Origin of the sequence: Streptomyces sp. NPDC001980, from assembly GCF_040296885.1 — a bacterium.
Classification (GTDB): domain Bacteria; phylum Actinomycetota; class Actinomycetes; order Streptomycetales; family Streptomycetaceae; genus Streptomyces.
Window position 1 is genome coordinate 187,659 of record NZ_JBEOYD010000013.1, and the last position, 25,407, is coordinate 213,065.

Genomic DNA, 25,407 nt, shown 5'->3' on the forward strand with positions numbered 1-25,407 from the left:
CATCCCGTCCATACATCAGGCATCCGCTCTCTCGACGTGGTTCCCGTCCGTCATGCCCAGCCGCGCCTGTTCCTCCTCGACGATCCGGCGGGCCAGTTCGGTGTCCGACACGTCGACCGCGTCCGGGGTGGCTTCGGCCACGGCGCTGCGGCGGGCGTAGGCGTCGAACAGGCGGGTCTTCCGCTCCAGCATCTTCACCAGGCGCTCGTCCACTCCCCCGGTGGCGAGCAGGCGGTGCACCCGGACCGGCCTGACCTGGCCCATGCGGTGGGCCCGGGCCACCGCCTGGTGTTCGATGGTCGGCTTGATCTGGGGTTCGCAGATGACGACGACGGAGGCGGCCTGCATGTTGAGGCCGACGCCCGCCGCCTGGATCTGCGCCAGGAGCACCGCGGCGCCCGGGGCGGCGGCGAAGTCGTCGACGACCTGCTGCCGGCGTGCGGCCGGGACACCGCCGGTGAGCGGGCCGAAGACCGTGGCGCCGTCGGCGAGGGCCTCCCCGACCACGCGCAGGACGTCCTTGAAGTAGGAGAAGACCACCGTCTTCTGCCCGTTCTCGCCGGCCTCCTCGACGATCTCCCGGAGCCGCTCCAGCTTGGCCGACTTCTCGGGGCGCAGGTAGGCGGCCCTGCGCATCGCCATGAAATTGCCGGCGCGTACGGCGTCGCGGTACGCCTCCTCGTCCGACGCGCTCAGCTCCTCCCACTCGTCGGTGTGCTGGAGGCTGGGGAGTTCGGTCAGCACGTCCTGCTGGTTGCGCCGCAGGTAGACGGGGGCGACGGCCTTGCGGAAGGCGACCGATCCGGCCAGGGCGTCGCCGTCTTCCAGGGACTCCGCGACGCCGCGGTCGAGCATCCCGACCAGGTTGCGGAACTCCGCGACCCGGTTCTCCATCGGGGTGCCGGTCATGAAGAGGGTGCGCTCGCAGCGCTCCGCCCACTGGGCGACCGCCTGGGACCGCTTGGCCTTCGGGTTCTTCACCGAGTGCGCCTCGTCGACCACGAACAGGCCGACCTCGCCGCCACCCGGTGCGGGAAAGCCGCGCAGGGCGTCGAACGTGGTCACCCCGACCCCACCCCGCCCCTTCCAGTCGGCGAACGCGTCGCGCCGGTCGGGGCCGTGCAGCAGCAGCACGCGCAGGGCGCTGCGGGCCTCGATCTCCCGCGTCCAGTTCACGAGGACGCTCGCCGGGCACACCACCATGAAGTGGCTCTGCCCCTCGGCGGCCAGGTGGGCCAGCACGGCGATCGCCTGGATGGTCTTCCCGAGGCCCATCTCGTCACCGAGGATCACGTTGCGCTGCGCGAGGGCGAACCGCGCGCCGAACGCCTGGTAGCCACGCAGGGAGACCCGCCGGTGCGAGTCGTCGAGGTGCTGGGCCCGGACCCGCTCGGCGATCTCGTCGGGCAGGAAGCCCTCGGCGGCGGCCGCGTCGGGCGCCGCCCCGGAGATCTCGGCGAGCAGGCCGTAGTACTCGGCGGAGCGCAGTTCGAAGTCCGCCCAGGCGGCGAGGTCGGACGACGGCCCCCGGAGCAGGTCCACCGAGGCCTGGGCGAACAGCTCGGGCAGCCGCTCTTGGTCCGCCTCGTCCACCAGCGGACGGAGCTCGGTCACCGCCGCCAGCGCGCGGGCCTTCTTCTCCCGGCCGGCGAGGAGCATCCGGAACCGCCCGGCGGCGGGCCTGGCGTCGGCCAGCAGCGGCTCCAGCCGTCGCGTCAGGGCGCCGGCCCGGTCGACGGCGCGCCGCGCCTCCGGCCCCGCCTCCACCAGCACCTGCAAGGCCACGACGAGCGCGGTGGTGCTCGGCTCCGGCCGGTCCACGTCGATATGGACGGCCACGGTCTCGCGCACGGCCTCGGAGAGCCGGCGGGCCGCGGCGATCATCTGGTCGACGGTGCGCCGCCCGACACCGGGTATCTGCAGCAGCCGGTACGGGCCCGCCTCGAGCACGGCGCCCACCGTCCGCAGCCCGCTCTGCTCGACGCCGCCCAGCCGCAGCCGGCCCTCGGTCACGTCCTGGAGCCGCGCGACCGGGATGGCGTCGAGCTCCCGCCGTACCGCCGCGTCCTGGATCGGCGTGAGTGCCGCCCGTACGGCCTCGACGGCCCTGCCGTGATCACCGGCCACGTTCCGGGCCGCCTCGGCCAGCCGCGCTCCCCGCGCGACCACGCCTCGCTCTTCCCGCCCCACCCGCCCCGCCCCTCACTCCTCACCGGCCGTACCGGCATCTTCCCACCCCGCACCGACATCACGGGCGGGGCCGGGGCGTCGGCCTGCCGGAGCACGACGGTGAGGCTCAAGTCCGGTGTCGGGCTCGACCGATCAGGTCGTCACAACGGTTCCGTCGGCAGCGCCGAGCAGGGCTGACTGAGCGTCAGAAAATGCGGCGCCGATCCAGCACGGGATCCGCGACAAGTACGACAGGGACTCAGGGTCGCCCACGCTACACAACAGCGCCGGAGAGGGGCCGAGGTTGAGGGACTTCTCCGCAACGTCTGCGGCCTGATCGTGCCCACCAACTCCCGCGCCTCGCCCGCAATCCGCCACTCACAGCGGCCAGGCGGTGAGCAAATCGCCCGGGCCGTAGGTGGCATCGAGGCCCGGAGAGTCGACGCCGCTCCGCGAGACCGCCACGACTGGAACGGGTTGGTCGGTGAGAGCGGCCCGGTGTCGATGAAGTGCTGCCAGGTCGTGCCGGTCGAAGGGCGACTGCTCCAGCCACTTGATGGAGCCGACGAAGATCAACTCCTTGGCAATGGGGGCACGGTCCGCCCCGACGATGTCGATTTCGACGTCGTTGGTGCGGGTCCAGTAGCCGCCCACCGCGGGGGCTGCGGGGAGCTGGTCGTCGGGCAGCATCCGGGCAAGCGCCTCGCGGATGAGCGGCTCGATCGCCCGGCCGCGCCAGCTGGTCCAGTTCTCCCGGATGCGCGCCAAGGTCAGATCGCCCCGCCCTCGCTCGATCTCTTCCATGGACGGACCCAGCAGGTGCAGCCAAAACCGCAGGTAGGGATCTGCCACCCGGTAGCGGCGATCCTTCGACGGACGCAGTGATACAGGCAGCTCCCCAGCGACGATCCGTTTGTCCGTCAGCAGCTCCAGAGCTCGCTGCAGCGGCGTGGCCCCGATCCCGCCGGCCGCGCGGGCGATGTTGGTGAAGGTCCGCTCGCCGCTGCCGATCGCCGCCAGCACCGTACGCGCCTGGGCCTGCGGGGGGAATTCGGCAGCCAGCGAGCGCTCAGCCGATACCAGCAGGGCCGAGACCGGATCACTCAGCGCCTCACCAAGGAAGTCCCACAGCCCTGCGCCGCGCGGCCACTCCGCGCAGATCAGCGGCAGCCCGCCGGTGACCAGTGCAGCGTCGAAGGCTTCCGCCGGATCCAGCCCAAGCATCTGCCCCACCTCGGCGGGGTTGAGCGGTCCCAGCACCATCTCCCGGCCCCGCTGATGGAAGGGTCGTCCGTAGCTGTTCAGTGCCTCCATCATTGACAGATCGGAGCCGATGAGGACCAGCAGCACTGGCTTGGTTTCCAGAACCCGGTCCCAGGCCCGCTGCAGCATCCCCTCGAAGGCGCCGGCGGTATCCATCAGGTACGGCACTTCATCGATGACCAGCACGCTCGCCCGGTCAGCGGGCAGCGCCGCAGCCAGCACGTCGAACGCGGCATCCCAGCTCTCCGGCCGCGCGGCGGCCACCAGCCCCGCCAGCGGCAGCGTCGATGCTTGGGCGTCCCGGGCCAGCCGTGCCAGATCATCCCTGGGGGACGCGCCAGTCGCCGCGTAGAACAGGAACGGGGCTCCGGAGCGCTCCGCAAACCGCTCGACCAGTCGCGACTTGCCCACCCGGCGCCGCCCACGCAGCATCACGCACCGACCGGGCCGCTCCCCGCCAACCCCTGCCGCCACCTTCTGCAGCTCTCGCTCCAGCGTCGCCAGCTCCTGCCGACGGCCTACAAAGGCCACCATGTCCGCCGACCTCCACGCATGATACTAACAAGAACGTTACCAACATAGACATTAGTAGGTAGCCTCGCCAGTCAGTCGGAGGCCGTAGACCTGGGCGCGGCCGACCAATTCGTCGATCAGCCGCCGCCCACCGCCTTCGGTGGTGTGGTGGCCGGCCCGTCACGAGAACGAAATCGAGAAGGCGGTCGACATGATCGGCCCGCTCGCCCAGATCGCGGCGGCGGCCAACGACGAGGAGGTGCCCGAGCTCTTCCGTCACCTGCTCGTCCCGCCCGTAGGCGCGCGGAGCGAAGCGGCCGTCGGGGGGCCACTGTGGGACGGACACGGCCAGGGAGGAGGGACGTTCCACCGCGAGGAGGACGTAGGGGTTTCGGATCGGCTGTTCCTGTTGCCGGCGGCGGTGGGCCTGAAGCCGGACATGGACGAGTACACGGTGTTCGTGCACCGTGTGGTGCGGAGCCTGCAAGCGGGTGAGCGCAGGCTGCTCAACTGCCCCCGGCGCCGCAGCCCACGAATCAGCACGGAAGCCTCACTGTCATCCCAGCACTATCCCAGCGCGGTAGGGGTGATGATGGGTGACGGGGGGTCAGCTTTCCCAGCGCCATCCCAGCACGGGAAAAAACCAGGGGCCCGACCCCGGAGAGTCGGACCCCTTCTGAACTGGGCGTTTGCCAGATCAGCCACGTGGTGGAACATCACCCGCTACACATTGAACCGGAACTCCACCACGTCCCCGTCCTGCATCACGTAGTCCTTGCCCTCCATGCGGGCCTTGCCCTTGGCGCGGGCCTCCGCCACCGAGCCGGTTTCGACCAGGTCGGCGAAGGAGATGACCTCGGCCTTGATGAAGCCCTTCTGGAAGTCGGTGTGGATCACGCCGGCCGCCTCGGGGGCCGTCGCGCCCTTCTTGATCGTCCAGGCGCGGGACTCCTTGGGACCGGCCGTGAGGTAGGTCTGCAGGCCGAGGGTGTTGAAGCCGACGCGGGCCAGGGTGGCGAGGCCGGGCTCCTCGGCGCCGACCGACTCCAGCAGCTCCAGGGCGTCCTCCTCGTCGAGCTCGGCGAGGTCCTGCTCCAGCTTGGCGTTGAGGAAGATCGCCTCGGCGGGGGCGACCAGGGCGCGCTGCTCGGTCTTGAAGGTGTCGTCGGTCAGTTCGTCCTCGTCGACGTTGAAGACGTAGAGGAACGGCTTGGTGGTGAGGAGATGGAGGTCGTGGAGGAGTTCGGCGCGGTCCGAACCCTGGAGGATGCCCTGGGAGAACAGGGTGTCGCCCTTCTCCAGGATCTCCTTGGCCTCCTCGACGGCCTTGACCTTCGGCGCCACGTCCTTCTTGATCCGCGACTCCTTCTGGAGACGCGGCAGGACCTTCTCGATGGTCTGGAGGTCGGCGAGGATCAGCTCGGTGTTGATCGTCTCGATGTCGTCCTTCGGCGAGACCTTGCCGTCGACGTGCACGACGTTCTCGTCCTTGAAGGCCCGGATGACCTGGCAGATCGCGTCGGACTCACGGATGTTCGCGAGGAACTTGTTGCCCAGGCCCTCGCCCTCGGAGGCGCCCCGCACGATGCCCGCGATGTCGACGAAGTCGACCGTGGCCGGGAGGATCCGCTGCGAGGAGAAGATCTCGGACAGCTTGGCCAGGCGGGCGTCGGGGACGCCGACGACACCCACGTTGGGCTCGATCGTGGCGAACGGGTAGTTGGCCGCGAGCACGTCGTTCTTGGTCAGGGCGTTGAACAGGGTCGACTTGCCGACATTCGGCAGGCCGACGATTCCGATCGTGAGCGACACGTTGCGACTTCCCGTAGTGAGTGGGTGAGTGAGCCGGGGGGGCTGCCAGTGCCGGCGGGCCGGCCGATCCACCAGTTTACGGGGTTCGGGGCACCCCGTCGGCGGCCGTGTCGAACACCTGGCCAAGGTCCGCTCTTCGGCTTGGTTTCGGCGTGTCTGGGCTGCGATCAGGCACATAAACCGACCTAGGTTGGTCCGGTGGAGCATCACAGGAGCCGACCCCGACAGCCCGGACCGCGTCGAGGCGGCCCCCGTGCGCAGCTGCCCCCGCAGGCGAGACCGCGGCCGGGGACGGCCGGGCGCCGGCCCGCTCCGGGAAGGTCGCGTCCGGCACCGGTGGCGCAGCCCGCGCGGCTGCCGAATCCACGGCTCACGGGGCTCGGCTGCGGCCTCTTCTGCATGGCCGCGATGCTCCTTCTCGGCTTCCTGGACGACCTGCTCCTCGGGGCGTCCCTGACCGTGTACGGCGTGCTGTCCCTGCCGGTGTCCGCGCTGACCGCGCTGTGGGTGCGCGGGGGCGATCTGCTGACCGCCCCCGTGGTCATCCCGATCGCCTTCGCCGTCGGCCTGCTGGCCGTGGCCGACGACGGCGGCGGCGGTTTCCTGGGCGGGGTGATGAGCCTGGTGACGGCCCTGTCCACGCAGGCCGGCTGGCTCTACGGCGGGACGCTGATCGCCGGGGTGATCGTCATCGTCCGCCGGATCCGGATGATCCGGATGGTCCGGACGGTCCGGCGCCGCCGAACCTGACCCCGGCCGACGAACCTGACCCCGGCCGACGGGCCGGGGTCGCGGGGTGCCGGGGTGCCGGGGTGCCGCCTATTTGGCGTGGTGCGCGGCGCGCATCGCCGCGCCCACGATCCCCGCGTTGTTCTGCAACTGGGCCGGGACGATCTCGGCCTTGATGCCCTCGATGTACGGCAGGAACTTGTCGGCCTTGCGGCTCACCCCGCCGCCGATGATGAACAGGCTGGGGGTGAAGAGCATCTCGACGTGCGCCAGGTACTTGTTGACCCGGTGCGCCCAGTGCTCCCAGCTCAGCTCCTCGTCCTCCTTGGCCTTGCTGGAGGCCTTCTTCTCCGCGTCGTGCCCGCCCAGCTCCAGGTGGCCCAGCTCGGTGTTGGGGACCAGCTCGCCGTCGACGAACAGGGCGCTGCCGATGCCGGTGCCGAAGGTGAGCAGGAGGACGACACCCTTGCGGTCGCGGCCCGCGCCGAACTCCATCTCGGCCACGCCCGCCGCGTCCGCGTCGTTGACCACGGTCACCGGGAGACCGCCGAGCCGCTCGCTGAACAGCGTGCGCGCGTCGGTGTCGATCCAGCTCTTGTCGACGTTCGCCGCCGTACGGATGTGAGTGCCGTCGGTGATCACCCCGGGGAAGGTGAGCCCGACCGGGCCGCTCCACCCGAAATGGTCGACGACCTGCTTGACCCCGTCGGCGACGCCGTCCGGCGTCGCCGGGTGCGGGGTGAGCACCTTGCACCGCTCCTGGGCCAGGTCGCCCTTGTCCAGGTCCACGGGAGCGCCCTTGATCCCGGAACCACCGATGTCCACGCCGAAGATCTGCATGGCTTCACGTTACGTCGTACGACTGACAGTCACGACGTCGGACGACCCCGCGGTCACACAGTTGTACGGACGGTGGTCACGCGCCGGCGCCGGTGCCGCCGCGCTCGGCGACCAGGGTGGCCGCCTCTTCGCGCAGGTCACGGCGGAGTTCCTTGGGGAGCGAGAAGGTGATGGACTCCTCGGCCGCCTTGACGATCTCGACGTCGCCGTAGCCGCGCTCGGCGAGCCACTCCAGGACCTGCTCGACCAGCACCTCGGGCACGGAGGCGCCCGAGGTGACGCCGACGGTCGTCACGCCCTCCAGCCAGGCCTCGTCGATCTCACTGGCGAAGTCGACCAGGTAGGCCGCGCGGGAGCCGGCCAGCTTGGCGACCTCGACCAGCCGCTTGGAGTTGGAGGAGTTGCGGGAGCCGACCACGATGACCAGTTCGGCCTCGGCGCCCATCTGCTTCACGGCGAGCTGGCGGTTCTGCGTGGCGTAGCAGATGTCGTCGCTGGGCGGCGAGATCAGCTGCGGGAACTTCTCCTTGAGGGCGTCGACGGTCTCCATCGTCTCGTCCACGGAGAGGGTGGTCTGGGAGAGCCAGACGACCTTGGACTCGTCGCGGACCTCGACCTTGGCGACGTCCGCCGGACCGTCGACCAGCTGGATGTGGTCGGGGGCCTCGCCGGAGGTGCCGATGACCTCCTCGTGGCCCTCGTGGCCGATCAGGAGGATGTCGTAGTCCTCGTTGGCGAAGCGGACGGCTTCCTTGTGGACCTTGGTGACCAGCGGGCAGGTCGCGTCGATGGTGGCGAGGCGGCCGCGCTCGGCCTCCTCGTGGACGACGGGGGCGACGCCGTGCGCGGAGAACATCACGATGTTCCCCGGCGGGACCTCCTCGGTCCGCTCGACGAAGATCGCGCCCTTCTTCTCCAGGGTCTGCACGACGTACTTGTTGTGGACGATCTCGTGCCGGACATAGATCGGGGCCCCGTACTGCTCCAGGGCCTTCTCGACGGCGATCACGGCGCGGTCCACACCCGCGCAGTAGCCACGGGGGGCGGCGAGCAGGACACGGCGGCCAGGCGAAGCAGTCATGGCACCCATCGTAAGGCCGCGTTCGGGGGGTCGAAGATCGCGTCCGGGTGACGATCCCGGGGAGACTGACGGAAGACCGGGGGTGCGGGCCATACGGCGAGACATGCGGCCGCGGGAGCGGGTGCGGGCGACCGCCGTCGTCGGCTTTCTCGTGCTCGCCATGGAGATCGTGGTCCTGCTGGTGTTCATGGTGTCGGCGGTCGTCGTCCTCGCGCACGACGGGAGCTGTCGGTGCGCGCCGTTACTCTCGGCGCATGGCTTTGAACACGTCCGCTGAAGCTCCCGTGCCCGTCGGTGAGATCTCCCGGCTCATCGGGGGGTGGATCGACCGGCTCGGGGCCGTCTGGGTCGAGGGGCAGATCACCCAGCTGTCGCGGCGGCCGGGGGCGGGGGTCGTGTTTCTGACGTTGCGGGATCCGTCGTACGACATCTCGATCGGCGTGACCTGTTTTCGGCAGGTGTTCGACGCGGTGGCCGACGTGGTCGGCGAGGGGGCCCGGGTCGTCGTGCACGCGAAGCCCGAGTGGTACGCGCCGCGTGGGCAGCTGTCCCTGCGGGCTGCCGAGATAAGGCCGGTCGGGGTCGGGGAGCTGCTGGCGCGGCTGGAGATGCTCAAGAAGGCGCTGGCCGCGGAGGGGCTGTTCGCCGCCGGGCGGAAGAAGCCGTTGCCGTTTCTGCCGCAGCTGATCGGGCTGGTGTGCGGGCGGGCCTCGGCCGCCGAGCGGGACGTGCTGGAGAACGCCCGGCACCGGTGGCCCGCGGTGCGGTTCGAGGTGCGGAACGTGCCGGTGCAGGGCGTGCACGCCGTGCCGCAGGTCGTGCAGGCCGTGAAGGAGCTCGACGCGATCGAGGAGGTGGATGTGATCATCGTCGCGCGCGGGGGCGGCAGCGTGGAGGATCTGCTGCCGTTCTCCGACGAGCAGCTGGTGCGGGCCGTCGCCGAGTGCCGTACGCCGGTCGTCTCCGCCATCGGGCACGAGCCCGACAATCCGTTGCTCGACTTTGTCGCCGACCTGCGTGCCTCCACCCCGACCGACGCCGCCAAGAGGGTCGTCCCGGACGTGGGGGAAGAGGCGGAGCGGGTGCGGATGCTGCGGGACCGGGGGCGGCGGTGCGTCGACGCGCTGGTGGCGCGGGAGGAGCGGGGGCTCGCGCACGCGCTCGCGCGGCCGGCCATGGAGGATCCGCACCGGATGGTCGACGAACGGGCCGATCACGTCGCCTCGCTGGTGGACCGTTCGCGGCGCACCCTCGGGCATCTGCTCGACCGCGCCGACTCCGAGCTGACGCACACGCACGCGCGCGTGGTGGCCCTCTCGCCCGCCGCCACGCTGAAGCGCGGTTACGCCGTGCTGCAGAAGGACGACGGCCAGGTGGTGCGGGATCCGGGGGACGTCGAGCCGGGCGAGGCGTTGCGGGCGCGGGTCGCCGAGGGGGAGTTCACGGTGCGGGCGGACGGCTGACGTCACCCGTGTCGTACGAGTCGATGAGAAAGGTCAGTGCATGAGCAGCAAGACGGAAGAGGCCGCCCTCTCGTACGAGCAGGCGCGGGACGAGCTGATCGAGACCGTGCGACGGCTGGAGGCCGGCGGGACGAGCCTTGAGGAGTCGCTGGCGCTCTGGGAGCGGGGCGAGGAGCTGGCCAAGGTGTGCCGGCGGTGGCTGGAGGGGGCGCGGGCCCGGCTGGACGCGGCGCTCGCCGAGGAGAAGGACGAGGGGGAAGGGGCCGAGGAGGAGGACTGAGCGGGGGGCTGTCGGCGTTGTCGGTGTGAGGCGGATCACCACGGTCCGGTTTTTGTTGAACCTTGAATCTTCCCTCGCGTATGGTCGTGCCGTCAGCCTATCCGGACCGCGGTCCGGATATGAACGCGATGCGACCCCCCAGGAAGTTCACATGTCTCTCGTTCTCGACCCCACCGCTCAGGACCTGCTGTTCCGCGAGGCCCGCACCGCCAACACCTTCACCGACGAGCCGGTGACCGACGAGCAGGTGCAGGCGATCTACGACCTGGTCAAGTACGGCCCGACCTCGATGAACCAGTCGCCGCTGCGCGTGGTCCTGGTCCGCTCCCCCGAGGCCCGCGAGCGCCTCGTGCAGCACATGGCCGAGGGCAACCAGAAGAAGACCGCCACCGCCCCGCTGGTCGCGATCCTCGCCGCGGACAACGAGTTCCACGAGGAGCTGCCGGAGCTCTTCCCGCACTTCCCGCAGGCCAAGGACGCCGTCTTCGCCGACCGCGCGGTGCGTGAGGGCAGCGCGGCCCTGAACGCCGCCCTCCAGGCCGCCTACTTCATCATCGGCATCCGTGCCGCCGGCCTCTCGGCCGGCCCGATGACCGGCGTCGACTTCGCGGGCATCCAGAAGGAGTTCCTGGACGACGACCACACCCCGTTCGTGGTCGTCAACATCGGCAGGCCCGGTCCGGACGCCTGGTTCCCGCGCTCCCCGCGCCTGGCCTACGACGACGTCGTCACGTCCGTCTGAGCCACCCCGCGGACAGTCACTCCGCGGACAGTCACTCCGCAGACGTGACAGAGGCCCCCGGCAACGGCGCCGGGGGCCTCTCGCGTGCGCGTCGTGACGCCCGCGTCAGGACACGTTCAGGGCCGCCGCCATCTTCGCCAGCTCGGTGAAGGAGGCCGTGCCGGCCACGACCGTCGTGGAGCCGGTGGTGCCGTCCAGCACCAGCGCGTCGTAGCGGCCGCCGGTGTAGTGCGTCCAGGTGCGGTCGCCGATCTTCTCGGTCGTCTTCGTGGCCGACGCGCCCTGGCTGGCGTCGTCGATGAAGTCCGCGCGCTTCTGAGTCGACTGCTCGATCTGGACGTACTGACCGTCGGGGGTCTGGTAGCCGAGATGCCAGCGGTCCCCGGCCTCGCCCTGGAAGCGGACCGAGGTGGCCTTCCAGGTGCTGGGCAGGCCCTGCGGCGCCGCCACCGGGTAGCTCGCCGCGCGCCGTGCCGTCAGCAGCTCGACCCGGTAGTCGACCCGCTGGATGTCGGGAGCGTGATCGTCGTGCGGGACGAGCAGGTAGATGAAGCCCGCCGCGAGGCCGATCAGGGCCAGGGAGAGAATCATGTCCCGGACCGTCTTCTGCTTGCCGTTCGTGCCTGCCACGTCCCCTATCGTCGCAGGTGCCCGCTGCGCTCATCCGTGGGGTCCCCTGCTCATTTTGTCAGCCTGACGATAGAGTCGAGGCGAAACCCTCATCCGGCCGTCGTCGTATCAGAAAGGTGCGTACCGATGACCGAGAATCATCATCATCTGCCGTCCGAACTCGATGTTCCCTCCGAGGCCCCCGACCGCAACCTCGCCCTGGAGCTCGTCCGGGTGACCGAGGCCGCCGCGATGGCCGCGGGACGCTGGGTCGGCCGCGGCGACAAGAACGGCGCCGACGGCGCCGCGGTGCGCGCGATGCGGACCCTCGTCTCCACCGTGTCGATGAACGGCGTGGTCGTCATCGGCGAGGGCGAGAAGGACGAGGCCCCGATGCTCTTCAACGGGGAGCGCATCGGTGACGGCACCGGGCCCGAGGTCGACATCGCCGTCGACCCCATCGACGGGACGACGCTGACCGCGAAGGGCATGCCCAACGCGATCGCCGTACTGGCCGCGGCCGAGCGCGGGGCCATGTTCGACCCGTCCGCCGTCTTCTACATGGACAAGCTGGTCACGGGCCCGGAGGCGGCGGACTTCGTCGACATCGACGCGCCCGTCTCCGTCAACATCCGGCGGGTCGCCAAGGCGAAGCGGGCCACTCCGGAGGACGTGACCGTCGTCATCCTCGACCGGCCGCGGCACGAAGGGATCATCAAGGAGATCCGGGAGGCCGGCGCGCGCATCAAGCTGATCTCCGACGGTGACGTCGCGGGCTCGATCTACGCGCTGCGCGAGGGCACGGGCGTCGACATGCTGCTCGGGATCGGCGGCACGCCCGAGGGCATCATCTCGGCGTGCGCGGTGAAGTGCCTGGGCGGCACCATCCAGGGCAAGCTGTGGCCCAAGGACGACGAGGAGCGGCAGCGGGCGATCGACGCCGGGCACGACCTGGACCGGGTACTGACGACCGAGGACCTGGTGACCGGGGAGAACGTGTTCTTCGTCGCGACCGGCATCACCGACGGCGAGTTGCTGCGGGGGGTGCGGTACCGGTCGCAGACCGCGCTGACCGAGTCCATCGTGATGCGGTCGAAGTCGGGGACGGTGCGGCGGATCGACTCCGAGCACCGGCTGCGCAAGCTGCGGGCGTACAGCACGGTGGATTTCGACAGGCCGAAGTAACGCGGTCGGGGGCTGCCGACCGTACGCTTCTACACGTGCGTTGTGGCTGGTCGCGCAGTTCCCCGCGCCCCTTGGGGCGCGCTGTCCCGTAGGCCGATCAGAAAGGCGCCCTCTGTGCGGAGAGGGCGCCTTTTGTCAGCCTGCCTGCGCTATGCGGTTCCCCGCTGCCGCCCTCGCCGCCTTCTTCAGTTCCATGTCGCGGCGCCTGCGGCGGGCCAGGACCACGCGGCGTTCCGCTGCGGTGAGGCCGCCCCAGACGCCGTAGGGCTCGGGCTGGAGCAGCGCGTGTTCGCGGCACTCGACCATCACCGGGCAGCGGGCACAGACCCGCTTGGCCGCCTCCTCCCGGGAGAGCCGGGCGGCGGTGGGTTCCTTGGAGGGTGCGAAGAACAGGCCTGCCTCGTCGCGCCGGCACACCGCCTCGGTGTGCCAGGGTGCGTCTTGGTCCCTGTCCCGCACTGGCACCCGCTGGGCCGGAACGGCAGCTACCTGCAGGGACGAATGCGGCGGTTGCAGCACGGGTCTACTCCTGACGACGGCTTCGCGAGCGAGAGACGATGCAGCAAGGCCTACCCGCTGTGCGCGGGCCTATGCACAGCGTCCTCAACAGCCGTACCCCGGCGGCTTGTTCACGACCCCTGAGGCCGCTGGGCAAGGAGTGATTCGCGACCGTCAACGGTCGAGGTGTTTGCGCAACTTCCTGTCGACCTTGTCCTGAACGCGGTCCAGGATGTCCGCGATGAGCTTTCCGCGCTTCGGCCGCGCCTCCACGTTGCCGAGGACGGCCCAGCCGTCGACGTAGACGACCGGCGCGTCGGAGTCGACCGAATCCAGCGTGTCCGCCTCGAAGTTGCCGAGCACGCCGCCGCCGGTGCCGCGCAGCGACACGTTCTCCGGGACGCGGATCTGGATGTCGCCGAAGACCGAGATCGCCTTGATGACGACCTGCTGGTACTCGAAGATCGCCTCGGTGAGGTCCAGCTCGATGGAGCCGAAGACCGCGTAGGCGTGCAGCCGGCGGCCGGCCCGCCAGCGGCCGCGGCGGCGGGCGCTGCTGAACACGGCGACCACGTTGCCGTCCGCCTCGACGGGGATCGCACCGGGCGTGGGCCGCGGCGGCACCGGCGTGTAGGCCGGGGCGGCCGGGCGGGCGTGGGCCGCGGGCAGGTCCCGTATGAAGACCTCCAACTCGCCCACCGTCTTGGCGTTCAGCACCCCCTCCACGCGCTCGGCGTGCTCGTCGGCGGTCAGGCGCCCCTCGGCGAGGGCCTCCCGCAGGATGTCGGCGATGCGGTCGCGGTCGGCGTCCGAGGCGCGCAGCTCGGCCACCGGCGCTCCGGCACGCTCCTGAGGGGTCTGCTTCTGAAGGTCCACGGCAGCAGCGTACCGAAACGCGATAGATCGCGACTACCCCTCGTCGCGACCTGTGGAAAACCCGTACGGTTCCCGAACTGAGCCTTACCTCACAGGATCCCGGTCAACGGCAGGTTCTACGCTGGACAGCGCCCGCCAGCGTCGGCGGGCGGCCGTCCGTCAGAGTGAGGAATGGGCTGAGATGCCTGAGTTCGCGTATACCGATCTGCTCCCCCAGGGCGAGGACACCACCCCGTACCGGCTGGTGACCTCGGAGGGTGTGTCCACCGTCGAGGGGCCGGACGGGCGGACGTTCCTCAAGGTGGAGCCGGAGGCGCTGCGCAAGCTCGCCGAGGAGGCGATCCACGACATCCAGCACTACCTGCGCCCGGCCCACCTCGCCCAGCTGCGCCGGATCATCGACGACCCGGAGGCGTCCGGCAACGACAAGTTCGTCGCCCTCGACCTGCTGAAGAACGCGAACATCGCGGCGGCCGGCGTGCTGCCCATGTGCCAGGACACCGGCACGGCGATCGTCATGGGCAAGCGCGGGCAGAACGTGCTGACCGAGGGCGGCGACGAGGCGGCGCTGAGCCGCGGCATCTACGACGCCTATCTGAACCTCAACCTCCGCTACTCCCAGATGGCTCCGCTCACCATGTGGGACGAGAAGAACACCGGGTCGAACCTGCCGGCCCAGGTCGAGCTGTACGCCACCGACGGCGGCGCCTACAAGTTCCTCTTCATGGCGAAGGGCGGCGGCTCGGCCAACAAGTCGTTCCTCTACCAGGAGACGAAGGCGGTCCTCAACGAGGCCTCCATGATGAAGTTCCTGGAGGAGAAGATCCGTTCGCTCGGCACGGCCGCGTGCCCGCCGTACCACCTGGCGATCGTGGTGGGCGGCACGAGCGCCGAGTACGCGCTCAAGACCGCCAAGTACGCCTCCGCGCACTACCTGGACGAGATCCCGGCCGAGGGCTCGGAGCTCGGGCACGGCTTCCGGGACAAGGACCTGGAGCAGAAGGTCTTCGAACTGACACAGAAGATCGGCATCGGCGCGCAGTTCGGCGGCAAGTACTTCTGCCACGACGTGCGCGTGGTGCGGCTGCCGCGGCACGGCGCGTCCTGCCCGGTCGCCATCGCCGTGTCCTGCTCCGCGGACCGCCAGGCGGTCGCGAAGATCACCGCCGAGGGCGTCTTCCTGGAGCAGCTGGAGACGGACCCGGCGCGGTTCCTGCCGGAGACGACGGACGAGCACCTGGACGAGTCGTCGGACGTCGTCAAGATCGACCTGAACCAGCCGATGGACACGATCCTCGCCGAGCTGACGAAGTACCCGGTCAAGACCCGGCTCTCGCTCAACGGCCCGCTGGTCGTGGCGCGTGACATCGCGCACGCCAAGATCAAGGAGCGGCTCGACGCGGGCGAGGAGATGCCGCAGTACCTGAAGGACCACCCGGTGTACTACGCGGGCCCCGCGAAGACGCCCGAGGGCTACGCCTCCGGGTCCTTCGGGCCCACGACCGCCGGGCGCATGGACTCCTACGTCGAGCAGTTCCAGGCCGCCGGGGGCTCCAAGGTGATGCTCGCCAAGGGCAACCGCAGCAAGCAGGTCACCGACGCGTGCGCCGCGCACGGCGGCTTCTACCTCGGCTCCATCGGCGGGCCAGCCGCCCGGCTCGCCCAGGACTGCATCAAGAAGGTCGAGGTCGTCGAGTACGAGGAGCTCGGCATGGAGGCGGTCTGGAAGATCGAGGTCGAGGACTTCCCGGCGTTCGTCGTCGTGGACGACAAGGGCAACGACTTCTTCCAGGACCCTGCCCCGGCTCCGACGTTCACCTCGATCCCGGTCCGGGGCCCCGGGCTGGCGTAGTGCGTCCGGTGCGGCGGGGGACGGATGTCGCCCCCGCCGCCCCTACCCGTCCCGTCCTCCAGGGGGTGGGCCCCCTTCGACCGCCCACTTCGGGGGCTGCCGCCCCCCGGACCCCCGCTTCGGCCTGAACGGCCTCGTCCTCAAACTCCCCCAGAGGGGGTACCCCCAGACGGGCTGGCGAGTGGGGGTACGGACCGGCCCTCACCCTCGGACGCCGGACGGGCTGGAGAGCGGGAGTGTGGACCGGCTCTCGTCCCCGGACGCCGGACGGGCTGAGATGTGGTGCCGGCCGGTTGTCGTCCTCGGACTCCCCCTTGGGTGTCAGTCGGGGATGCAGCCGAACCAGTTCACCGTGTCGCCGTCCTTGGTGTAGCCCATGCACCGGACGGTTTCGTCGTGCAGCTTCTCGGTGTGGTCGACCGGGCCGTTCGCGTAGTCCGTCGTGTGGTGGGGCTGCGCCAGGTCGTCGATCGCGACGCGGTACCAGGGGCGCTCACTGGACGGCAGGGTGCAGCCGTGGCCGGTCATGTTGCGGCTGGGGTCGCCGCCCCAGACGGGTCGTTCCACGCGGTCGCAGTGGGCCCGGTGGGCACCGCCGGCGGCACCGGCGGTGCCGGCTCCCGCGCCCAGGAGGGTCGCCGCGCCTATGGACACCGCCGCGAGGGCGCCGAGCAGACCCTTGGGAGTGAAGTTCATCGAGTGGTCCTCCTGCCAGCCGTGGTGACGGCGGGGAGTCGCCCTGTCACCTTGGGGTGATCGTCACATTTGTTCGTGATGTCCCGCCCGGCGGGCGGGGACGCAGTCCCCCGACCCGGTGACTTCGGTGGTGCCAATGCAGCAGGCGTCCGGAACAACCACCGCGTCCCGTTCGCTGACAAGGGCATGAGCGACTACCGCATCGAACACGACTCCATGGGCGAGGTCCGGGTGCCCGCGCACGCCAAGTGGCGGGCCCAGACACAACGGGCCGTCGAGAACTTCCCCGTCTCCGGGCAGCGGATCGAGCGCGCGCACATCGAGGCGCTGGCCCGGATCAAGGGCGCGGCGGCCAAGGTGAACGCCGAGCTGGGGGTGGTCGACAAGGACATCGCGCGGGCGATCCAGGAGGCGGCCGAGGAGGTCGCCGAGGGGAAGTGGGACGAGCACTTTCCCGTCGACGTGTTCCAGACCGGGTCCGGCACCTCGTCGAACATGAACACCAACGAGGTCCTCGCGACGCTGGCGACCGAGCGGCTCGGGCGGGACGTCCATCCCAACGACCACGTGAACGCCTCGCAGTCCTCCAACGACGTGTTCCCGTCGTCCATCCACATCGCCGCCACCGCCGCCGTCACCCATGACCTGATCCCGGCCCTCGACCATCTCGCCGACTCCCTCACCCGCAAGTCCGAGGAGTTCGCCGACGTCGTGAAGTCCGGGCGGACGCATCTGATGGACGCGACGCCGGTCACGCTGGGGCAGGAGTTCGGGGGGTACGCGGCCCAGGTGCGGTACGGCGTCGAGCGGCTGCGGGCGTCGCTGCCCCGGCTCGCGGAGCTGCCGCTCGGCGGGACCGCCGTCGGGACCGGGATCAACACGCCGCCCGGGTTCTCCGGCGCCGTGATCGAGGAGGTCGCCCGGGTCACCGGGCTGCCGTTCACGGAGGCCCGCAACCACTTCGAGGCGCAGGGCGCCCGGGACGGGATCGTGGAGACCAGCGGGCAGCTGCGGACCGTCGCGGTCGGGCTGACGAAGATCGCCAACGACCTGCGGTGGATGTCCTCGGGGCCGCGGACCGGGCTCGCCGAGATCTCGCTGCCGGACCTGCAGCCGGGGTCCTCGATCATGCCCGGGAAGGTCAACCCGGTCATTCCCGAGGCCGTGTTGATGGTGGCCGCGCAGGTCATCGGGAACGACCAGACCATCGCCGTGGCCGGCGCCGCCGGGAACTTCGAGCTCAATGTGATGCTGCCGGTCATCGGCAAGAACGTGCTGGAGTCCGTCCGGCTGCTCGCCAACGTGTCGCGGCTGCTGGCCGACCGGACCGTGGACGGGATCACGGCGAACCGGGAGCGGGCGCGGGAGTACGCCGAGTCGTCGCCGTCCGTGGTCACTCCGCTCAACAAGTACATCGGGTACGAGGAGGCCGCCAAGGTGGCCAAGAAGGCGCTCGCGGAACGTAAGACGATCCGCCAGGTGGTCATCGAGGGCGGGTACGTCGAGCGGGGCGACCTGACCGTCGGGCAGCTGGACGAGGCGCTGGATGTCCTGCGGATGACACGGCCGTAACCACGTGCGAACGTTTCGCGCCGCCCGGCCAGAACCGTGACGTCCGCCGCAGCGTCGTATGCCTACGGCACCTAATATCTGTGCATGGCAGACGGTGGAGCGGTGAGACGCGTGATGCGCGGGGAAACGGGCGGTGCGACCGGCGACGGGACCGGTTTCTGGACACCCGGGAGCCAGATCCTGTGGCGGTACCGGGAGAACGCCGGGCACGGCTTCCACATCGCGCGCCCCGTCACCGTCGTCCGGGACGACGAGGAGTTCCTCGCCGTCTGGCTGGCCCCCGGCACCGAGTGCGTCAGGCCCGTGCTCGCCGACGGCTCGTCGCTCGGTGAAGAACCGCTGGAGTCCCGCTACACCAAACCCCGGTCCGTCAGGCACGGCCACTGGCGCGGCACCGGCGTCCTGAAGCTGGCCCGGCCCGGTCAGCCCTGGTCGGTATGGCTGTTCTGGGAGCCGGGCTGGCAGTTCAAGAACTGGTACGTCAACCTTGAGCAGCCACTGGTCCGCTGGGGCGGCGGAGTGGACTCGGAGGACTACTTTCTGGACATCTCCGTGCACCCGGACCGCAGTTGGCGGTGGCTCGACGAGGACGAGTTCGCGCAGGCCCAGCGGGACGGGCTGATGGACGCGGAGACGGCCGCGGCGGTGCGGACGGCGGGCCTGGCCGCGGTGGCCGCCGTCGAGGCCTGGGAGGCGCCGTTCTCGGCCGGCTGGCAGCACTGGCGCCCGGACCCGTCCTGGGCGGTACCTTCACTGCCGGAGGACTGGGACCGTACGCCCGCGCACGTGTCCTCATGAGACTCTTGATGCGCCCCCGGTCCACAACCGTAGGATCGTCCTCCGCAAGGAAGCGTGAGCACAACTCCCGGACCATGCGCCGGGCTTGACCGAACGTCACCGAGGGGCGGCAGGACGTGAGCGAGGGGTACGAGGGCAACACCGGCGAGCGGTGCGCGGACCGCAGATCGTTCGCCGGTGGCACAGGAACAGCCTCCAGCCACGCCGAAATTCCGTTCCTGGGACACGTAATCCGGGTATCGGCACTTCGGCGGGACCACCTGCGCGCCCGGCGCGCAGCCCCGGACGGACGGATTCGACACGCGTGACGGAGCACCCCACCTCCTACGAGCGCCCACAGCCGGGCGCCGACCCCGCGGAGGCCCGCGGGGCGCTCCTGCGTACCCCGCAGCCGCAGCTGCAGACCCAGGGCCAACCGCAGCCCTGTCCGCGCGGCGGCACCGCCTTACCGGCACAGGCCCGCGCGGGCGAGACGCCCTCAGGTCCCGGTACCAGCACGTCCGAGGAGCACTCCGTCAACGGCCCCGAGCACGCCCAGCCCACCAGCGCTGAGCCCGATCCGCACCGGCCCCGCCCCGCTCCGGAGGGCATCCCGCCGCAGCCCGGCGCCGAGCCGGAGCGGGCGGTGGCCGCGCAGGAGCGCCGTACCGGTCGCGGGCTGCCGCCGGGCCGGCCGATGCCGATGCGGCGGGACGGCGACCGGCTGCGCTTCGTGGGTGCCGCGACCCGGCGGATCGCCCGGGGCATCGACCTGGACGAGATCGTGATGGGGCTGTGCCGGGCGACCGTGCCGACCTTCTCGGACGCGATCCTGGTCTATCTGCGCGACCCGCTGCCGGTCGGCGACGAGCGGCCCGTCGGCCCGGTGGTGCTGCGGCTGCGCCGCACCGACCGGATCCCGGAGGAGCGGGACACCGACGGCGGCTTCCTGCCGGTGCCGGTCCCGGAGCCGGATCCGGCCGACATCGGCCTGGCCGGGCTCACCGCGGAGCTGTGCGAGGTACGGCCGGGCGGTGCGCTGAACGAGGTGCTGCGGGGCGTACGACCGGTGTTCGCCGACTCACCCGCCGCCCGTGCCGCCCTCCCCGAACTCCTCGGCGAGGGCAACGAGTCCCACGTACCCGGTGCCCAGCACGCGATCCTCGCCCCGCTGCGCGGCCGGCGCCGGGTGATCGGCGCGGCCCTGTTCCTGCGCCGCCCGGAGCGGCTCGCGTTCGAGGCCGACGACCTGCTGGTCGCCGCCCAGCTGGCCACGCACAGCGCGCTCGGCATCGACAAGGCGGTGCTGTACGGCCGGGAGGCCTACATCGCCGACGAGCTGCAGCGGACCATGCTGCCGGAGAACCTGCCGACCGCGACGGGCGTGCGGCTGGCGTCCCGCTATCTGCCGGCGGCCGAGACGGCCCGGGTCGGCGGTGACTGGTACGACGCGATCCCGCTGCCCGGGAGCCGGGTGGCGCTGGTCGTGGGTGACGTCATGGGCCACTCGATGACGTCGGCGGCCATCATGGGCCAGCTGCGGACGACCGCGCAGACGCTGGCGGGCCTTGATCTGCCGCCGCAGGAGGTCCTGCACCACCTGGACGAGCAGGCCCAGCGGCTGGGCAGTGACCGGATGGCGACCTGCCTGTACGCCGTCTACGACCCGGTGTCGCACCGCATCACCATCGCCAACGCCGGTCATCCGCCGCCGGTGCTGCTGCACCTGGGCGGCCGGGCCGAGGTGCTGCGGGTGCCGGCCGGGGCGCCGATCGGCGTCGGCGGGGTCGACTTCGAGGCGGTGGAACTGGACGCGCCGGCCGGGGCGACGCTGCTGCTGTACACCGACGGGCTGGTGGAGTCCCGGCTGCGGGACGTGTGGACCGGCATAGAGCAGCTGCGCGAGAAGCTCGCCGCGACCGCGCAGTTGACGGGGCCGGACCATCCGCCGCCGCTCGAAGCGCTGTGCGACGAGGTGCTCGACATGCTCGGGCCGGGTGACCGCGACGACGACATCGCGCTGCTCGCGGCCCGGTTCGACGGGATCGCGCCGAGCGATGTGGCGTACTGGTTCCTGGAGCCGGAGGACGCGGCGCCGGGGCGGGCCCGGCGGCTGGCGCGCAGGGCCCTGGCCCGCTGGGGACTTGAGGAACTCACCGACTCCGTCGAGCTGTTGGTCAGCGAGGTCGTCACGAACGCGGTGCGGTACGCGTCGCGGCCGGTGACGTTGCGGTTGCTGCGGACGGATGTGCTGCGCTGCGAGGTCGGGGACGACGTGCCCCAGCTGCCGCGGCTGCGGCAGGCCCGGGCGACGGACGAGGGCGGCCGGGGGCTGTACCTCGTCAACAGACTGGCCAGACGGTGGGGGGCGACCCGGTTGAGTACCGGGAAGGTCGTGTGGTTCGAGTTGAACCGGTAGCGCCGCAGGGCGTGAGGGCGGCGGGGAACTGCGGGCCGCCGCCTGCGACTTCTGTGTGCCCGCGTGCGGCCCGTCGGTGAGGTTGGCGATGGGCGATTCGAGAACGAGCTGAGCCGAACCGCGGCCGAGAGGGCCGACGCAAGGGGCGCCCGGTGGAATGCACCGGGCGCCCCTTCGGACGTTCGCTACTGACCGTCCGCCGGATCCAGCGGGTTGTCCGTGGCGCCGTCCGTCGGGGAGGTGTCCGCCGTCGTCGGTGGTGTGGTCGGCGGTGTCGTGGTCGGTGCTGTCGTCGTCGGCGGCGCACTCGGCGTCTTCGACGCGGGCGGGGACACCGACGCGGACTTCGTCGGGGCCTCGCTCGGGGTCTCCGACGGGGACTCCGACAAGGTCGCGCTGGGGCTCGGCGTCTCCGTCGGCTTGACGGCCGCGCCCAGCTCGGTGTTCAGGTCGAACTTGGCCTTCTTCGTGACGCCGAAGGTGTACGCCGCCCAGATCTGCGCCGGGTAACCGCCACCGTTGATGCGGCCGGTGCCGGGGATCAGGCCCGTGGCACCGGTCAGCGGGACCTGGTTGTGGGTCTTGGCGTCCTCGCCGAACAGGCCGACCGAGGTAACCAGGTCCGGCGTGTAACCGGTGAACCAGGCCGACCTGTTGTAGTCGGACGTACCCGTCTTGCCGGCCACCTGCTGGCCCTTGCGCAGCGGGTTCTGGGCCACCGACACCTTGGCCGTACCGTCGTCGACCACACCGGTCAGGACCGACGTCACCTGGTCGGCCGCCTCACGGCTGATCACCTGTGTGCCGATCGGGTCCGGCAGGTCGACCTTGCGGCCGGTCTTCTCCGCCGACGCGAGGATCGACGGGGTGACCTTCTGGCCGTGGTTGTCGAGCGTCGCGTACACCGAGGCCATCTCCAGCGGGCTCGCGCCCATGGTGCCCAGGGTCATCGCGGGCACCGCCTGGAGTTTCTCGGTGTCCAGGCCGAGGTCGTCGGCGGTCTGCAGCACGTTCTTCATGCCGACGTCCACGCCCATCTGCGCGAACACCGAGTTGACGGACTTGTTCATCGCCGTCTGCACGGTGATGTTGCCGTAGTCCGCGTCGTCCTCGTTCGGCGGCGAGAAGGCGATGTCGCTGCCCTTGACCGGGCGGCCGCTGGTGCCGTCGTAGATCGCGTTGGCGTTGATGTCCTTGCCGTCCTGCGTCTTGGCGTCCCGGTCGAGCGCGGAGGCGAGGATGATCGGCTTGAAGGTGGACGCCGGCTGGTAGTCGGCGCGGGTGGCGTTGTCGGTGTAGTGCTTGTAGTAGTCCACGCCGCCGTACAGGGCGAGGATCTTGCCGGTCTTGGGGTCGACGGAGACGGCACCGGCCTGGACGTTCTTGTCGACCTTGCGCTTCTTGCCGTCGAGCTTGCTGGTGAGCTGGCCCTTGACGGCCGCCTCCAGCTTGGCCTGCTTCTTCGGGTCGATGTTCAGGGTGATCGTCCAGCCCTGGTCGACGACCTGGGCCTCGGCCTCGGACCGGGTGATGCCCTGCGACTTCATCAGCTGGTTCTCCAGCTGGGTGTTGGCCAGTTCGACCAGGTAGCCCTTCTGGCCCTCCAGTCCGGACGCGGCCTTCGGCTCCTTGGGGATCGGGAACTTCATGCCGTCACGCTCGGACTTGTCCAGCCACTTCTGGCCGACCATGTTGTCCAGGACGTAGTTCCACCGTGCCTTCACCAGTTTCTTGCCGATGGGACCGGCCACCGCCCAGTCGTACTGGCTGGGCGCCTGCAGCAGCGCGGCCAGGTAGGCGCCCTGCTCGACCGTGAGCTTGTCGGCGTCGACGCGGTAGTAGGCCTGGGCGGCGGCCTGGATGCCGTAGGCGCCGCGGCCGTAGTAGCTGGTGTTGATGTAGCCCGCGAGGATCTCGTCCTTGGTCTTCTCGCGGTCCACCTTCAGCGAGATGACCAGTTCCTTCAGCTTGCGGGTGACGGTCTGGTCCTGGTCGAGGTAGTAGTTCTTGACGTACTGCTGGGTGATGGTCGACCCGCCCTGGGTGCCGCGGCCCCTCGCGGTGTTGTAGAGGCCGCGGGCCATGCCCTTGAGGTCGATGCCGTTGTCCGTGTAGAAGGTCTTGTTCTCCGCCGCGACGAAGGTGTGCTGGACCTCCTTCGGGACCTTGGAGAGGTCGACTATCTCGCGGTTGACGGTGCCCTTGCGGGCCAGGACCGAGCCGTCGCTGTACTTGTAGACGTTGCTCTGCGTCTGCGCGAGCGCGTTGCCCTCGGGGACGCTCACCATCATGTACAGCGCGATGAAGGAGCCGATGCCCAGCAGGCAGACGGTGAAGAAGGCGCCGAGCATCTTCTTCCAGGTGAACAGCCTGCGTATCCGGCCCTTGGCGGGCTTGCCCGGCGCACCGGGCTTGCCGGGGGGACCGGACTTGCCCGGCTTCCTGGCGGCGGCCTTGCGGCGTTCCGCGCGGGTGGCGCCCTCAGCGGCCGGGGCGGCGGGTGACTCGACCGTCGTCGTGGTCCCGCCCTCCGCCGTCGTCGGCGTCTCGGGCCCGGCCTGCGGGGACGTGCGGTTCCCAGGCGCGGCGCGGCGGCCGCCACGCTGTCGCGCTCTTCTCTCGTCCGCTCGTCCCATGAGTCCGTCTGCTCCGCTTCGTCTCGGCTGTCACACGTGTGTACGGGTGTCACACAGGTACGTGGCTCAGGTCAGTCCAGAAAACTAACACCGCTCTCTATGACAGAGGACGCACGATCTGCCCTTTTTCGGACGTGACAATCAGCACCCCCACCCAACGGAACCGACGAGCGGAGAAGGCGGAGGGTTGCCCGGCGGGGGCAAGTGATACCACCGAGATGGAAAAGAGCAGGTCGGACCGCACCGCCCGGAGTGGCCCGTAGCCCTGCCCGACGATTCGGTGTGGAGGCGCGGGCGGCGACGACCGGGCTCAGGCGAGCTCCGCCTTGAACCCCTGCCGCCAGGAGGGGTACCGCGGCTCCCAGCCCAGCTCCCGCTTGGCCTTGGCGTTGGAGAAGCCGCGGCCCTGGGTCATGATGGCGACCGCCTGTTCGCCGGCCACGAGGCGGGCCAGCCACACCGGCACCCGCAGCGGCCGCTTCGCCCCGGCGCACGCGGCCAGGTACGGCAGCCACTCGGCGGCCGGCGCCGGTTCGTCGTCGACGATGTTGAACACGCCCCGCGCCTTCTGCTCCACCGCGAGGACGGTCGCGCTCGCCGCGTCGTCGAGGTGGATCCAGCTGCTGTAGCCGGCGGCGCGGCCGATCAGGGGGTACTGGCGTTCGCGGACCAGCTCCACCTGGTCGTCGATGGCGCCGGGGCCGTAGAAGGCGCCGTAGCGCAGGGCCGCGCCGCCGGCCCGCAGGACCGCGTCCTCCAGGTGGCGCAGCGCCAGCATCCCGCCGTGCGCAGGGGTCCCCTCCATCAGGTCCAGCGGGTCCTCCTCCGTCTTCACCCAGCCGCCCTCGCGGATGCCGTTCCAGCTGGCGTGGCTCTGCGCGACGACATGCCGCACGCCGGTCGCCTCGGCGGCGGCGAGCAGGTGGTCCGTGCCCTCGGTGCGCAGCCGGTTGGTGAGGGCGAACCAGCGGTCGGGGTGCTTGATGTCGGGCTTGCCGGCGTGCGCCATGGAGATCGCGGTCAGCTGATGGACGATCACGTCCGGGCGGGCCGCCGCCACCGCCGCGCCGACCGACAGCGCGTCCAGGCCGTCCATCACGACCCCGTCCGCGCCCAGTTCCGTCAGCAGCCCGAGCCGGGCCGCGCCGGTCGTGGTGGCCGTCACCTGATGCCCCCGCGCCACCAGCTGCGGTACCAGCCGCCGCCCCAGAACCCCACTGCCCCCTGCCACGAACACCCGCACGATCATCACCCTCCTGATCCGGCCCGCTCCGGCCCGCTGCGGCCCGCTGCGGGAAACCCGCTGTCGGACCGGAGACGAGACGGCTCCCGCCGCTGTGACATCGCCTGTCGCAGAACCGTGACAATCGGCTCCCACCTGCGGGTCCGCACAGC

General features: G+C 70.6%; 20 protein-coding genes and 2 pseudogenes. 11 read left to right on the top strand and 11 right to left on the bottom strand.

All coding sequences use genetic code 11. The features are described from left to right. Window positions 1-15: 15 nt before the first annotated feature. Together ABT137_RS21830 and ABT137_RS21835 are read right to left on the bottom strand one after the other, a co-directional pair. Window positions 16-2,190: a DEAD/DEAH box helicase gene (locus ABT137_RS21830; RefSeq protein ID WP_351711259.1), complete on the bottom strand. Its 2,175-nt coding sequence runs from the start codon at window positions 2,188-2,190 to the stop codon at window positions 16-18. A 357-nt stretch (window positions 2,191-2,547) separates the two neighbouring features. Next, window positions 2,548-3,966 carry an ATP-binding protein gene (locus tag ABT137_RS21835; RefSeq protein WP_351711261.1) on the bottom strand — a complete coding sequence of 473 codons (1,419 nt, stop codon included), beginning with the start codon at window positions 3,964-3,966 and terminating at the stop codon, window positions 2,548-2,550. 136 nt (window positions 3,967-4,102) lie between these two features. Between ABT137_RS21835 and ABT137_RS51060 the strand changes: the two are divergent. Next, a pseudogene (locus ABT137_RS51060) lies at window positions 4,103-4,717 on the top strand (hypothetical protein); the annotation flags it as partial. On the opposite strand, the gene ychF reads toward ABT137_RS51060, so the two are convergent. Beyond that, window positions 4,669-5,757, bottom strand: coding sequence for a redox-regulated ATPase YchF (gene ychF, locus ABT137_RS21840; protein ID WP_351711263.1), 1,089 nt, complete (start codon window positions 5,755-5,757; stop codon window positions 4,669-4,671). The pseudogene ABT137_RS51060 and the gene ychF sit on opposite strands and share 49 nt — an antisense overlap. Before the next feature lie 198 nt (window positions 5,758-5,955). Here ychF and ABT137_RS21845 point away from each other — a divergent pair, with 198 nt between their 5' ends. Continuing rightward, entirely contained in the window at window positions 5,956-6,507 is a 552-nt protein-coding gene (locus tag ABT137_RS21845) for a DUF6542 domain-containing protein (RefSeq protein ID WP_351711265.1), read from the top strand. Window positions 6,508-6,576: 69 nt separating this feature from the next. On the opposite strand, the gene ppgK is transcribed toward ABT137_RS21845, so the two are convergent. Beyond that, window positions 6,577-7,326, bottom strand: a complete 750-nt coding sequence (gene ppgK, locus ABT137_RS21850) for a polyphosphate--glucose phosphotransferase (protein WP_351711267.1) — start codon at window positions 7,324-7,326, stop codon at window positions 6,577-6,579. A gap of 76 nt (window positions 7,327-7,402) precedes the next feature. Next, complete coding sequence (locus ABT137_RS21855) at window positions 7,403-8,416, bottom strand: 4-hydroxy-3-methylbut-2-enyl diphosphate reductase (RefSeq protein ID WP_351711269.1); 1,014 nt, start codon at window positions 8,414-8,416, stop codon at window positions 7,403-7,405. A 112-nt stretch (window positions 8,417-8,528) separates the two neighbouring features. On the opposite strand from ABT137_RS21855, the pseudogene ABT137_RS21860 reads away from it, so the two are divergent. From ABT137_RS21860 to ABT137_RS21875, 4 genes and pseudogenes are all read left to right on the top strand, one after another. Further along, window positions 8,529-8,669 (top strand): annotated as a pseudogene (locus ABT137_RS21860) (amino acid permease); the annotation flags it as partial. Further along, the gene (gene xseA, locus ABT137_RS21865) at window positions 8,662-9,870 is read left to right on the top strand and encodes an exodeoxyribonuclease VII large subunit (protein WP_351711273.1); all 1,209 of its coding nucleotides are present in this window, start codon (window positions 8,662-8,664) and stop codon (window positions 9,868-9,870) included. The pseudogene ABT137_RS21860 and the gene xseA, both read left to right, overlap by 8 nt. A 40-nt stretch (window positions 9,871-9,910) precedes the next feature. Next, complete coding sequence (locus tag ABT137_RS21870) at window positions 9,911-10,150, top strand: exodeoxyribonuclease VII small subunit (protein ID WP_351711275.1); 240 nt, start codon at window positions 9,911-9,913, stop codon at window positions 10,148-10,150. A gap of 151 nt (window positions 10,151-10,301) precedes the next feature. After that, complete coding sequence (locus tag ABT137_RS21875; protein ID WP_351711277.1) at window positions 10,302-10,892, top strand: malonic semialdehyde reductase; 591 nt, start codon at window positions 10,302-10,304, stop codon at window positions 10,890-10,892. 105 nt (window positions 10,893-10,997) lie between these two features. Here ABT137_RS21875 and ABT137_RS21880 read toward each other — a convergent pair whose 3' ends face one another. Beyond that, complete coding sequence (locus ABT137_RS21880; protein ID WP_351711279.1) at window positions 10,998-11,522, bottom strand: DUF4245 domain-containing protein; 525 nt, start codon at window positions 11,520-11,522, stop codon at window positions 10,998-11,000. Window positions 11,523-11,648: 126 nt separating this feature from the next. Here ABT137_RS21880 and glpX point away from each other — a divergent pair, with 126 nt between their 5' ends. Continuing rightward, window positions 11,649-12,686: a class II fructose-bisphosphatase gene (glpX, locus tag ABT137_RS21885; protein ID WP_351711281.1), complete on the top strand. Its 1,038-nt coding sequence runs from the start codon at window positions 11,649-11,651 to the stop codon at window positions 12,684-12,686. A gap of 135 nt (window positions 12,687-12,821) precedes the next feature. Here glpX and ABT137_RS21890 read toward each other — a convergent pair whose 3' ends face one another. Next, window positions 12,822-13,205: a WhiB family transcriptional regulator gene (locus ABT137_RS21890; RefSeq protein ID WP_351711283.1), complete on the bottom strand. Its 384-nt coding sequence runs from the start codon at window positions 13,203-13,205 to the stop codon at window positions 12,822-12,824. A 153-nt stretch (window positions 13,206-13,358) separates the two neighbouring features. Beyond that, window positions 13,359-14,060 (bottom strand): DUF1707 SHOCT-like domain-containing protein, encoded by a 702-nt coding sequence (locus ABT137_RS21895; RefSeq protein WP_294011963.1) that lies wholly within the window; start codon window positions 14,058-14,060, stop codon window positions 13,359-13,361. 181 nt (window positions 14,061-14,241) lie between these two features. Here ABT137_RS21895 and ABT137_RS21900 point away from each other — a divergent pair, with 181 nt between their 5' ends. Next, window positions 14,242-15,912, top strand: coding sequence for a fumarate hydratase (locus ABT137_RS21900; protein WP_351711286.1), 1,671 nt, complete (start codon window positions 14,242-14,244; stop codon window positions 15,910-15,912). A gap of 321 nt (window positions 15,913-16,233) precedes the next feature. Here ABT137_RS21900 and ABT137_RS21905 read toward each other — a convergent pair whose 3' ends face one another. Next, window positions 16,234-16,608: a hypothetical protein gene (locus tag ABT137_RS21905; RefSeq protein ID WP_351711287.1), complete on the bottom strand. Its 375-nt coding sequence runs from the start codon at window positions 16,606-16,608 to the stop codon at window positions 16,234-16,236. Window positions 16,609-16,794: 186 nt separating this feature from the next. Between ABT137_RS21905 and ABT137_RS21910 the strand changes: the two genes are divergently transcribed. The 3 genes from ABT137_RS21910 to ABT137_RS21920 all read left to right on the top strand — a co-directional run bounded on the left by ABT137_RS21910 (window position 16,795) and on the right by ABT137_RS21920 (window position 21,376). Next, complete coding sequence (locus tag ABT137_RS21910; protein WP_351711288.1) at window positions 16,795-18,180, top strand: class II fumarate hydratase; 1,386 nt, start codon at window positions 16,795-16,797, stop codon at window positions 18,178-18,180. 84 nt (window positions 18,181-18,264) lie between these two features. Continuing rightward, window positions 18,265-18,978 (top strand): cytidylyl-2-hydroxypropylphosphonate hydrolase, encoded by a 714-nt coding sequence (gene fomD / locus ABT137_RS21915; RefSeq protein ID WP_351711290.1) that lies wholly within the window; start codon window positions 18,265-18,267, stop codon window positions 18,976-18,978. Window positions 18,979-19,282: 304 nt separating this feature from the next. Continuing rightward, entirely contained in the window at window positions 19,283-21,376 is a 2,094-nt protein-coding gene (locus ABT137_RS21920; protein WP_351711292.1) for a SpoIIE family protein phosphatase, read from the top strand. Between the two features lie 185 nt (window positions 21,377-21,561). On the opposite strand, the gene ABT137_RS21925 is transcribed toward ABT137_RS21920, so the two are convergent. Together ABT137_RS21925 and ABT137_RS21930 are read right to left on the bottom strand one after the other, a co-directional pair. Then, complete coding sequence (locus ABT137_RS21925; protein ID WP_351711294.1) at window positions 21,562-24,012, bottom strand: transglycosylase domain-containing protein; 2,451 nt, start codon at window positions 24,010-24,012, stop codon at window positions 21,562-21,564. A gap of 310 nt (window positions 24,013-24,322) precedes the next feature. Continuing rightward, window positions 24,323-25,261 (bottom strand): NAD-dependent epimerase/dehydratase family protein, encoded by a 939-nt coding sequence (locus ABT137_RS21930; RefSeq protein WP_351711296.1) that lies wholly within the window; start codon window positions 25,259-25,261, stop codon window positions 24,323-24,325. Window positions 25,262-25,407: the final 146 nt, after the last annotated feature.